The following is an 11788-nucleotide window of genomic DNA, read 5'->3' on the forward strand; positions in this document are numbered from 1 at the left end:
TTCTTGATAACAAATAAAGTTATTTTGTCATATCCATCCTTTATCTCAACAATAACTGCAATGTAAATAATATGCTATTAAATACTAGATTGTAATTAAATAATTTTGCGCTAGTTATATCATTAAATATTAATAATATAACATTAATAAAAAACATAAGATGAGCTTGCTTTCCCGCTTTTTTGCCGTCGCGATAATATCACTAAATAATCCACTGATGCTTTAGTTGCAAATTCATCTATTGAAAATCCTTTGTCTTTGGTATTTCTATTTGGTGACAATCTCTCTTTTAATTAAAATAATTACTAAATTTATTATGCAAATTTGATTCGTTAATAAAAAGATTTGTTTACAATCGTCGATAGAACAAATTGATCAGGGTGTTGAAATTTAGCTGCGTGGAATAAACATATTATCAAAATGGTCGAGTTTAATTAACTTTTTTCTAACAAAATCGTTGATCCATGTATTAGTCATAGCCATATGACACCTCTCTTTAAACAGAAAGTTCACAATCATAAAAGCCATGTGATATTGTATTATGTTAGATTTGATGATAATGTAATTGAGTAATGCCTTGTTTTAGCTCAATTTACAGCAGGCTTTGTGCATTTTAATATGAATACGCATTATTAATGCAAAAGTAATCAAATTTTACAGATAGATGTTGCTAGCGCACTGGTAAATGGGCAAAAAGGATTTACTTGTTGCGCAATTGCTTACCATTATTTTTTGTTGGATTTGTGGCATTAAATACCGACAATACGATGGGGTATGGATGCGCATGTATGGTACTGATGCTTTTGGCTTGCTTTGCCTGAGTTTTCCATACTTGTCAATAGTCTTACGATAAAGGAAAATAATAATTTATTGCGCTAGTTACGATCTACTATTAATAAAATACATGCTGGCACACTACAGAAGATACCAAAAGTAAAAAATATTATTATTTTTCCCCATCAGAATAAGATTTTTTTAAAAGAATGTAGTGAAATATGGGTGATAAAACACCTAGCTAAGTAACCATCAGCAATAAAGCAGATTTACTAGTAGCATTTTTAACGTATTTTGGGAAGGGTTAATTTAAGGAGTATAAATGAATATTTTTTCACGCTCATTTGGTAAGAAATCAAAATTACAACAAGCTGATGAAGCATTAATTGAAAATCCAAATATTCAAGCGCCATTAGCATTAAGCATTGTTTTTAAGGGGCAGTTCTATTTAGATCAAGATAATTTATTAAAGCAATTACGTAGTATTGATTCATCAATGAAAAATATTCGATGCCAAATGCCATATGGCAAGTTAGATGACGGATGTTATGCTTTATTTGGTTGGGAAAATCATGTCATTAAATTAATTGGCATCAATGCTCCTTATCCTGCTGATGTTTTAGAAATATGCGTGGCACCAGCACATTACAGTCAGGATATTAAAGATCAAGTTCGTGAAAATGATAGTTATATCATTCTATATTATACTGGATATGAAAAGAATATACTTGAGCAATACTTGGCTTTAACTCGTTTTGCAGCTAGTTTTGAACCATTTAATGGTTTAGCGCTGATTAATGGAAAAGGGCATAGCTCATTACCAATAAAAGTTATTCGTCAATTAGCCACAGAAAAAGGCGGAATAGAAGGGTTATGTCATTGCTTACCAATGTTTTATTGTGGTTTTGTCAAATATGAAATAGAAAATGTTAAAGGTGTGTGGATGCGCACGTATGGCGCTGACGCTTTTGGATTACCTGATTTTGCTGTATTAGCTAATAGCCATGATGAAGGCGTATACTATTTTGATATGTTTAGCAATATTCTACAGTATTTACGCGATAGTGGTACAACAATGGCTTCTGGTGACACAATGGAAGTTGGCGATAATAAAATGATGTCTTTACGCACACCACGTGATGATGAAAGTTTTTTAAAAGATGAAGGGTACGTTTTAGTCGTTGAAATAAATAGCAATAATGCAACTGAATAAATACTTAACTCGCCAGCAAAATTAATCTAATAAAATAAACGTCTATTTTTAAATAGTGCGTTTATTTTGTAGGTTAATTTTATCACTTAATTTATTGTTCAATTTACTTATCGTTATCGATAGTGCTAGCCCATTATCAAAACGTTATTTTTTCATTGTAATTACAATATCGCCAGTATTAAGTCTTACTTTTTCACCATTATATTGGTACTCCGACCACAGAGCAGGGTTATCCGATTCACAGTCATTAATGATTCGATACTCACTATAACCTGTATTGTTGCCTAAGATAGGTATAATCTCACCAACAGATCTTTCAATATCATGTTCAGACAAGTAGGTAATTAATTTTTTGACTAATTCTAGTTTGTGTTTTAACTCTGGATTATCTTTATATGATGATTCCATAAAATTAATAATATCTAACATTTATAACCTTTATAAAAATGTAAAACCAAAAAAATGATTTGGGTTAAAAAGTAAATTACCACAGTCTTGGCCATTGAGGTAATTTATACTCATTGAGGAAAAGGGTATTGATGAGTATGCTATTTCGGTGATAGTTACAGTTTGCTCGGTTTTGAATAATTGCGAATAAATTGACATTAATGAAAAATGATCATCGTCATCTAACGTAAACCATGCTTTAATTTCTGTTAATTCATTATATTGTATAATACCTGCTTCACTGAGATATAACTCAAAAATAACTTCATCAATAATAAAATATAATCTATCATAAAGTGGGTGAAAAATCGGCAGAGTAGCATAATCAACATAGCCAGCGATCATGACATCCTTTAGTTCACCAAGCATTAATCTATCAAAAAATCCCTGCATGATTAACTCTTTTTTTACTTTGTACAATTAACTCAAAAAACGATTCTGTTGTAATCAGCATATCAAGAAAGTTTTTTATATTAAAATTAACATTTACGCCATCCATTTTTTCACCTATACTTGTTTAAGCATCTATGGGCTGCTTCTGCCAAAGCCTCAAACCCCACGTACAGCGCTCCCAATCGTGGCGGTGATTGGGTTTTGTTTTCTTATCTTATCGTTTAAATATTTGAATACTGACATGCAGTTGCTCTAAATAATCAAAGTTATCGTATGTAAATGTTGTCACACTCAACTAGCATCATTAGCTACTTCAAACATCATCTAAAAGGCATCTATTATTTGATAAATAGAACTCACCGATTTCTTGCACATCTTTATCGTCACTTTGTAAAGCTAAAATCGCCAATTTTTTTGATAACTTCTGGCTAAATGAATTGAATAAATACATCAATATACCAAATGTTTGATAATCCTGTTGCCCTAAAATAGGTGTAATATAATTCCAAATATGTTTTTCTAGCCACTGTGTATTGATACTTAAAATAATCTCTTGGCATAATTTTGTATTGCCATCTAAATATTGCATAATGTTGATAATTTCAGGTAATAAGCTTATTTTGATTGCTTCTGGAAATTGTTTGATCAAGTGTAATAACAAGGGATCAAACTTTTGGGTTAAATGTGTTTTAATTAATTCAACGGCTTTAGGCTGATTAGCTAATAAATAGAGTTTATTTAATAAATTATCCTGTAGATTAATGCAGTCGGTTAAAAACTGATTTATATCATTAAATGAGTGCATATTTTGGGTTACCTGTTTTATCTATGATGTTGCTCAAGGTTTTATCTGGCAAAACCATATCCAATTATCATGATGAAAATAGAATGCAATATTGTTATCAGGGCAGATAAGTAGACTATCATCATGAATATTATTTAGACAGTGGGTTGATATTTCCATCCCATTGGTATAGGCATCATAATAATATCCTGATTTAATGGTATAGTGCTTTATAATTTGAGTAAATTTTTCAAAAGCATTGTTATCAATTCTTACACAATGGTGATTCAAATGTTTATCAAGATGTTTGATGTTATTGGCAAATTTCGGCCATTTTCCATTAATTAGAAAGTGGTATCGTTGTTTTTTATCTTTTTTTATAAAGTTGTTTATAAAAAAATTAAGATGATTCATAGTATATTGAATATCAAGTTATGATTTGACCTTTATATATTGCCATTTTATCTTAAAAAATACCTTTTAATTGTTTTTTTGATATTTTGATCTGTTTAGCAATGACTTCTACATAGAATGAATGGCTTTGAATAATATAATGCCAATAGTCACCGCGATCATATTGTTGCCAATTAGGGAAATGAGATTGTCGTTCATTGACTAATTGCTCAAGCCATGATGATTCAGGGATAACCCAATAACAAGAATTAAAATCATCGCTATCACAATGACTGTAGTAAGCGCACTGTTTGTTTCGTTCAAAACGCATTGCCCAAACATTAGAAAACTCGAATATACCCGTAAATTTAGAATACTTTGCAGGTTTATACCATATTTTGCAATAGGCGGTTAATGTATCGCCTTTGGATTTTATGACAATATCATCGTTGGGGGCTTGCCAAAAAGGAAGTTCAATGGGATAGGCATGATCTTTGGCTTGTGAGCGTTGATAAGTGATACCATGATTGGTTAAGGTTGTTTGAATATGCTTTTCAACGTGGTAATTAGGATATTTACCCTCTGTAATCATAAAAGTAACAATATAAGATGGATTAAGAATGATGTCAAAAATACGATCAATTTTGTCATGAATCATTATAGCAAAATCACCTAACTTAGCTTTAGCAATACCACTATCATTTTTATAAGTGAATGTACAGTTAAAGGCTTTCGTAAGCTTGGCTAATAGTTGTTCAAATGAGCAATTCTCATCAATTAACAATCTTAACCATTTTGGGGGAGTATTCATCTGTTCCTGCTTAGCACTATTACTTTGTGATTAATTTAAGGCTGAACCGGTAAAAATATTCGCCAGTTTGCCAATAATATTTATCAATTTTAATCTTTTTGGGGATGAATTGTTAGGCTAATCTTATTTTTTATTATCTAAATAATTTTATTAAACGATTATTTTAAATTGAAGATAGTACTGAAAGTTGATTGATAGTTTTACTATTTACTAATTTGTTAACGCTATCTATGCATAGATTACCATGGTTAGGATTTTTATTTCTGTTAAATCTAAGTCACTATATAACGAATATGAGTGGATATTGATATTATAACGTTTTCTCAAATTAGCATTTAATTAATCGCGCAACTATTAAAAAAATAGCAGTGCGACGTGTAAGTCGCACCGTTATTGCTTATATTATTGTTAGTGTCGTTGAATCGATTTAAATTTTTCTGTCGTTTGTTTTAATGCAATTTCTGTCGGTAAACGCTCCATCGAGCTTGCGCCATAAAATCCATTACAATCAGGGCAATTTTTTAAGATATATTCAGCATCTTCTGGAGTAGCAATAGGGCCACCATGACATAAAATAATAATTTCTGGACGGATCGCTTTAGCTGCTTTTGCCCATTGATTGATTAACGGCACACAGTCAGCTAGTTTCAATGCCGTTTCTGCACCAATGCTTCCTCCTGTCGTTAATCCCATATGAGGCACTAAAATATCAGCGCCCGCTTTAGCCATATCGATTGCGTTTTGTTCACTAAATACATAAGGTGTTGTTAGCAGATCTTTTTCATGTGCTTTGCGAATCATTTCTACTTCTAAAGCGTATCCCATACCTGTTTCTTCAAGGTTTGCTCTAAAGTTACCATCAATTAGCCCAACAGTTGGGAAGTTTTGTACGCCAGCAAATCCAGTTTCCTTTAATTTATCTAAAAATTGATCGAATTGGCAAAATGGATCTGTTCCATTAACGCCTGCTAACACTGGCGTGTGTTTAACTACTGGTAACACCTCTTTAGCCATATCCATCACGATTTCGTTCGCATTACCGTAGGCAAGTAATCCCGCCAATGAGCCTCTACCTGCCATGCGATAACGACCAGAATTATAAATGACAATAAGGTCAATGCCACCTGCTTCTTCACATTTTGCCGATAGACCTGTGCCAGCACCTCCACCAATGATGGGTTGTCCTTTTGCGATCATATCATGAAATTTCTTTAGTAACTGTGAACGTTGGTTTTTCATAGTTTTCTCCACTTAATTTTTAATTATTTGAGTAAATTCATTAATAATCAGATCACAAAACTGGGGCGAGTTAATATGATGAGGTGTTTTTATTAATTTTCTTTTAGGGGTCTGAATAAATGTTTTTTCAAATTCATCAATAAAGGCTTTATTCGCTTTTGGTGACCAAAAAATTCCTCCTTCAATATCCAATGCTGAAAAGCCACCTTCAGGGATAATAAAAGTAACGTAACCTTGGCATTGATTAAGTTTATTTGCTATCCAATTAGCCATTTTTTTATTTTCTTCCGGCGTTGTTCGCATTAAGGTTACTTGTGGATTGTGTTGGTAAAATAAACGATCTTTATATTTTTCAGGAATAGTTTCAGGGCTAGAAAAATTAACCATATCAAGTGCTCCACACGATCCAATATATGGAATTTGGCTTCTAGCAATTGCGCCAAAACGATCTTCATTACAAGCTAGAACACCATCAAATAAATAGTCACATACTTCTGTTGTGGTAATATCCAGCACTGCATGTAATAACTTGCTATCAGCTAGCTTTTCCATCGCTTTACCTCCACTGCCTGTAGCATGGAAAACGATGCAATCATAATGATCGTGCAATTTGGCTGATATAGATTGAACGCATGTGGTTGTAACACCAAACATAGTTAAGCCAATTGCAGGTTTATCTTCGATCGTTTCTTGGGTTTTAAAAAGAACTGAACCTGCAATAAAGTTAGCCGCATTTGATAAGACTTTTCTTGATATAACATTAATTCCTGCAATATCTGTGACTGAATACATCATTGCAATATCGCTTGCGCCAATATAATCAGAAATATTGCCAGATGCCATTGTAGATACCATGAGTTTAGGAATGCCAACAGCAAGTGATTGCATAGCAGGGGTAATTAATGCCGTTCCTCCTGAGCCTCCTAATCCTAGTATAGCGTCTACATCATTTTGAGCCATCAAAAATAGTTTGAATGCATCTGCCATTGCAACAATCGCTTTACCTCGGTCACCACAAAATATAGCCGATTTGCCATGTGGATGGTAACTTGCAACTATTTCTGACGTGATAGTTGCTAAATGATTAAATTGATGAAGTTGTGTGGAAATATCGATAATTTTATAATTAAGATTTTTTAAATCGAGAAGGGTTTTGATATAAATGATTTCTTCCCTTTTGGTGTCTAGTGCCGTAACCAAATAAATTGTGCTAGTTGATGCCATTTATAGCTCCTAAATAGGTTAATAAGGTTAATACTTTTATCAAAAGGGTGGTTAATAGTCATACATTATATACTCAAAATGAGACATAAGTCTCATTTTTATAATACTAATTTTAACTTAATGATTAAAATGCAGTATTATTTGATGATGAATTCAAATATAACAATATATCTAATGATTCAAGAGACTTTATTGCGTTCTACAAAATATACAGGCGCCAAAAAGAAGACTTATGAACGTTTAATTAATACAGCATTAGAAGCATTAGAGCAGGGCTTTGAACTGTCTATAACCGAATTAGCTGACAAATCGGGGATTTCAAGAGCAACCGCTTATCGCTATTTCCCAACACAAAGTGATCTTATTTCTGCAACTGTTGAAAGCGCTTTAGGTCCCATTTTTAGTTGGCGATCAGAAAAACAAAATGCAGAAGAACGCATCAATGATTTTTTAGCTTTTGCCTTTCCGCAAATGTTAAAACATGAAGGGGCACTACGCGCAGCACTAAGGGTTTCATTACAACAATGGGCAACAAAACGAGCGTCATTATCTCCACAAACCGAAAAATTGGTGCGAGGTAATCGCAAAGAAATACTTGCAACAATTTTATCTCCTCTTAAAGCCGAGCTCCCTGATGAACTATATAATAAGGTTATTTATGCAATTTCGATTATTTATGGCTCTGAAATATTTATGGTACTCAAAGATATTTGGATGCTTGATGACCAGTCTATAATATCACTATCGCAATGGATAGCTAAAGCAGTCATTAACCAAGCTAAACAAGATGCCTCAAAATTTTGATTGATGTGCTATGATAGCTAGTTAGCCTAATTTTGCTGATCGCTAGTGCTATGATAAAAATAAATTATTTTGTGAAAATTAATCCTTATTCACGTGTTTAAAGTAGGAAAACGATAATGAAAAAGCTTGTTTTTATTCTGATTTTTTGTCTTTGTGGGTGTGTGCATAAGCAAACGCAAATTTTACCCAGTAGTGACACCATTATCAAATTAAAGAGTGATGAAAAAATAGGTATTATTGCTGAATCACAAACATACTCATACCAATTTACAAGTGCCGATGCGATAGACAAGCTCAAAAGCTACCGTAATTTTTTAGCAGAATATAAAAATGATATTGAAAAAGTCTCTATCACTTTTTTCCGAGAACATGCAAGCGATGAAATGATCGTTCGGTATAGTAATCTTATCCCAGAAAAAACAGTTTTAAACAATAACAATTTTTCAATGAAGTCTAAATCAGAATGGGTGTTAAAAGATGGTTATTATCAAGTGTCATTTAGCACAAAAGGAAATGCCTATAAGCAAGCAAATACGCTATCTGATCAATATTTATTACCAACCCCCATTACCGTGTTAGTCAAACCTAGAAATGAAATAAAAGCTAGTGAGGACATCACAGGTGATGTAGCAGGTTTAATTATATTGCCAGTTTTTATTCCATTAATGATGATTAGTTGTATTATGGGACCTTGTTAAAAGCTATGTATAAAAGCTATGTGTAGAAAAAGTTCGCCATCACATGCTAGGAAAATGAGAATAATTGATCTACTGCCTATGATTTGAAGTGGAAAAGTAGAACAAAAAAGCTAGCCAATGTGTTGTTATAATTTACTATTATTAATGACCAAAAAGCTGAGTATTTTAAATATGCTCAGCCCTTTTTTAATAGCTATTAAACATTTTAACTTTACTTGCTAAATTTGAAAATGCACACTTATTTGTGCATAGTCACTATGCTTATCGTTAGTGATATTGAATAGGGTGTTCACTTTGTTCATCATGTACTATTTGTTTATCATGTACTAAAAGTAGACATGTGTCACTTGATGATACCGCTTGTTGTAAGCGAGCTTTGTCTTGCTCATTAAGATTATTGATACAAGCAACCACATAACTGCAAGTTTTGTTTTGTAACGCTTTTTCAATAGTTGATATTAAGTTTGCGTTATTTAAATTTGCTAGATGAACAACTTTGTTTTTATCTAAACCTGCGATATTAATCCATGAACGCTTTAACATTGGTCGGGTCGAAAGCCATAATTGCCATTTTTTAGCTTTGTTAAGTGATTTTAATAAAGGTCGTTGTTGTTGTAATACTTGTTGAAAAGGTGATTCAAAATTAATCGCCATAAGTTGTTGTGTTGAATGTTCAATAAGCATAATAATCTTAATACTGTTTTTATATACAGTGTATGTTAGTACAGTATTTCCCGCTTGTAAACTTTATTTTGATTGGTTTTTTATATTATTTACAACTATTCAACTTTAAGAACGTAACCATTGATATGACAATATTCCTAAAAAAGTCATTAAAACAGAACCAATTACATGTATAAATAGGGTTGCCAATCCCCAAGATATTCGGCCTTCTTGTAAAAAATTGACAATTTCGGCTGAAAAGGTTGAAAACGTTGATAATCCGCCACAAAAACCCGTTATAACCAATAACCGCCATTCTGCCGATAGGTTAGAATGATTAAAAAAAGCAATCGCAAAACCAATAATGTAGCCTGCAACTAAATTTGATAGTAGTGTACCTAATGGGATAGCAAAAGTGATCGCATTGAATTTAAGTGATAAAAACCACCGTAATAAACCGCCAGCTACAGAACCCACTGAAATGGCTAACACCAGTTTTAGCATGATAAAACATCCTTAATGATAAAAAACATCAAATTAACTTTAACAAAATCTTAGTATTGGCCTTTTATTGCTAATTACAATAAAAATTATTTTTAAATAATCAAAATACATAAAATTATAGCGTCATCATACCAGTTGAAAATACAAATAGAAACTTATGACCAAGTTGCGATAGAATGTTCATCATTAAGTAAAAAATTGGGGTATAGATATGTTTACGGGTATTGTTCAAGGTGTTGGTCAGATTATTGATATTATAGACCAAGATAAATTAAGAACTTATAAAGTGAAGTTACCGCATCAATTAACCGATAAAATTGAAATTGGGGCTTCGATAGCCAATGATGGTTGCTGTTTAACTGTAACGAAGTTTGATAATGGCGTAGTATCATTTGATATTATGGAAGAAACGTTAGCATTAACCACATTAGGTGATAAAAAAATTAACGATTTTGTAAATATAGAACGAAGCGCAAAATTTGGTGATGAAGTGGGTGGGCATATTATGTCAGGGCATATATCTTGCACAGCAATAATTGTTGATATTCAAAAAACAGCAACTAATTGCCATATGACACTACAGTTACCATCTCAGTTTAGCAAATATGTATTATATAAAGGCTTTATTGGTATTGACGGTGCGAGTTTAACGGTTGGGCAGATAGATAAAGATGGCTTTACGATTCATTTAATCCCTGAAACGTTAGCTATTACCACGTTAGATTCGAAAACGGTAGGGGATAAGGTAAATATTGAAATTGATGCTCAAACACAAGCTATTGTTGATACCGTTGAACGGGTACTGGCGGCAAAATAATCTTGAGTAATTGGAATAGGGGGGAAAAATAATACTTATACTCATGAACAAATAAAGATTAAAACCACACAGACTAATTGCGTTTTAACATTCAATAATCAATTTTAGTTAAAAATTCAAGGCTCTGGGCTACTTTTTTAAGTAATAGATTGGCTAAATAAGAACTATTAAGCTAATCCAGGGTCTAATTTATCACGTCAAGATGCTAATAATTAAAGATGAGAGTAATTAACCGATCAAATAACGATGTTTTTTGTATTAAAGCCTTTAATTGTAAAGCATAATGTATCTTTGTAATATTGACTAACCCTAAATAAGATAAGCAATACTTACTTTTGTAAAATAATAACAATATAGCAGGTCTATTATGGAGTAATAATATAGGCCACTTACCACCTCAAAACAATCAAAAAACTTTAATAAAATCAATGGCTTTTCTGAATTATTTTTTTCTCTAATCAAGCAGACTATTAGACTATTGATCGATAGTTTGTTTAAAAAATAGACTTGATTTTTTCTCAAATCAGCGCTTATATATAACAGTGATGAGCATGGTGCTTATCACTCATTTAACTTTGGAGGAACTTATAATGGTACAAAAATTTGCTCCGTACGGTAGTGATGTCTCGTCTGGCACTTATAAGTGTGCCGACTGTGGGTATGTTTATTCAAACCAAAGTAAGAAATCGTTACCTCCTTGTCCTGATCATAATAAAACACCGCATAGCAAAAATGGTTGGTATATTATGTCTGGAAAAGGAGATTCAGTTAAAGATCCTCATCCAGATAAAAAATAATCTTATAAGTTAATACCATCAAAAGGTAACCGACTAGGTTACCTTTTTTACCGCATTAAAATTAAATTCCTAACGTTATAGGGCTATATGATTTAAAAAGTAACAAATTCATTCTTATATAAAAATTAAGTGAATTATAAGAGCCACATTCATCAAAATAATCGATGGAAAATAAGAAATTAAGAATCATCAAATCAATTGCAATTTGTTATGTATTTATGATTAAG

Annotated in this window: 13 protein-coding genes; 5 read left to right on the forward strand and 8 right to left on the reverse strand. The window is 32.1% G+C overall.

Annotated features, from left to right (window positions below; translation table 11 throughout):
- Positions 1-1096 precede the first annotated feature (1096 nt).
- On the forward strand, positions 1097-1987 hold the full coding sequence (locus A9G30_RS07055) for a DUF4261 domain-containing protein (RefSeq protein ID WP_065588502.1): 891 nt from the start codon (positions 1097-1099) through the stop codon (positions 1985-1987).
- Between the two features lie 144 nt (positions 1988-2131).
- On the opposite strand, the gene A9G30_RS07060 is transcribed toward A9G30_RS07055, so the two are convergent.
- The 6 genes from A9G30_RS07060 to A9G30_RS07090 form a co-directional block, all read right to left on the reverse strand.
- Positions 2132-2395 carry a hypothetical protein gene (locus A9G30_RS07060; RefSeq protein ID WP_141672032.1) on the reverse strand — a complete coding sequence of 88 codons (264 nt, stop codon included), beginning with the start codon at positions 2393-2395 and terminating at the stop codon, positions 2132-2134.
- A 30-nt stretch (positions 2396-2425) separates the two neighbouring features.
- Positions 2426-2827 carry a hypothetical protein gene (locus tag A9G30_RS07065; protein WP_065588503.1) on the reverse strand — a complete coding sequence of 134 codons (402 nt, stop codon included), beginning with the start codon at positions 2825-2827 and terminating at the stop codon, positions 2426-2428.
- Positions 2828-3140: 313 nt separating this feature from the next.
- Positions 3141-3632 carry a hypothetical protein gene (locus A9G30_RS07070; RefSeq protein ID WP_065581793.1) on the reverse strand — a complete coding sequence of 164 codons (492 nt, stop codon included), beginning with the start codon at positions 3630-3632 and terminating at the stop codon, positions 3141-3143.
- A gap of 445 nt (positions 3633-4077) precedes the next feature.
- Complete coding sequence (locus A9G30_RS13185; RefSeq protein WP_218057747.1) at positions 4078-4815, reverse strand: hypothetical protein; 738 nt, start codon at positions 4813-4815, stop codon at positions 4078-4080.
- A gap of 408 nt (positions 4816-5223) precedes the next feature.
- On the reverse strand, positions 5224-6054 hold the full coding sequence (locus tag A9G30_RS07085) for a phosphoenolpyruvate hydrolase family protein (protein ID WP_065588505.1): 831 nt from the start codon (positions 6052-6054) through the stop codon (positions 5224-5226).
- Between the two features lie 12 nt (positions 6055-6066).
- Positions 6067-7278, reverse strand: a complete 1212-nt coding sequence (locus A9G30_RS07090) for a Tm-1-like ATP-binding domain-containing protein (protein ID WP_065588506.1) — start codon at positions 7276-7278, stop codon at positions 6067-6069.
- A 174-nt stretch (positions 7279-7452) separates the two neighbouring features.
- Between A9G30_RS07090 and A9G30_RS07095 the strand changes: the two genes are divergently transcribed.
- The gene (locus A9G30_RS07095) at positions 7453-8082 is read left to right on the forward strand and encodes a TetR/AcrR family transcriptional regulator (RefSeq protein WP_065588511.1); all 630 of its coding nucleotides are present in this window, start codon (positions 7453-7455) and stop codon (positions 8080-8082) included.
- 116 nt (positions 8083-8198) lie between these two features.
- Entirely contained in the window at positions 8199-8780 is a 582-nt protein-coding gene (locus tag A9G30_RS07100; RefSeq protein WP_065566663.1) for a hypothetical protein, read from the forward strand.
- A 267-nt stretch (positions 8781-9047) separates the two neighbouring features.
- On the opposite strand, the gene A9G30_RS07105 is transcribed toward A9G30_RS07100, so the two are convergent.
- Both A9G30_RS07105 and crcB read right to left on the reverse strand, forming a co-directional pair.
- A complete protein-coding gene (locus A9G30_RS07105) occupies positions 9048-9464 on the reverse strand; it encodes a cell division inhibitor SulA (RefSeq protein ID WP_065588507.1) in 417 nt (138 codons plus the stop codon).
- Between the two features lie 105 nt (positions 9465-9569).
- Positions 9570-9947 (reverse strand): fluoride efflux transporter CrcB, encoded by a 378-nt coding sequence (gene crcB / locus A9G30_RS07110; RefSeq protein ID WP_065566665.1) that lies wholly within the window; start codon positions 9945-9947, stop codon positions 9570-9572.
- Positions 9948-10158: 211 nt separating this feature from the next.
- Between crcB and A9G30_RS07115 the strand changes: the two genes are divergently transcribed.
- Positions 10159-10764, forward strand: coding sequence for a riboflavin synthase (locus A9G30_RS07115; RefSeq protein WP_065588508.1), 606 nt, complete (start codon positions 10159-10161; stop codon positions 10762-10764).
- Between the two features lie 590 nt (positions 10765-11354).
- The gene (locus A9G30_RS07120) at positions 11355-11561 is read left to right on the forward strand and encodes a hypothetical protein (RefSeq protein WP_065588509.1); all 207 of its coding nucleotides are present in this window, start codon (positions 11355-11357) and stop codon (positions 11559-11561) included.
- Positions 11562-11788 lie beyond the last annotated feature (227 nt).

The sequence above is a fragment of the Gilliamella sp. Fer4-1 genome (genome assembly GCF_001690515.1).
GTDB lineage: Bacteria > Pseudomonadota > Gammaproteobacteria > Enterobacterales > Orbaceae > Gilliamella > Gilliamella apicola_C.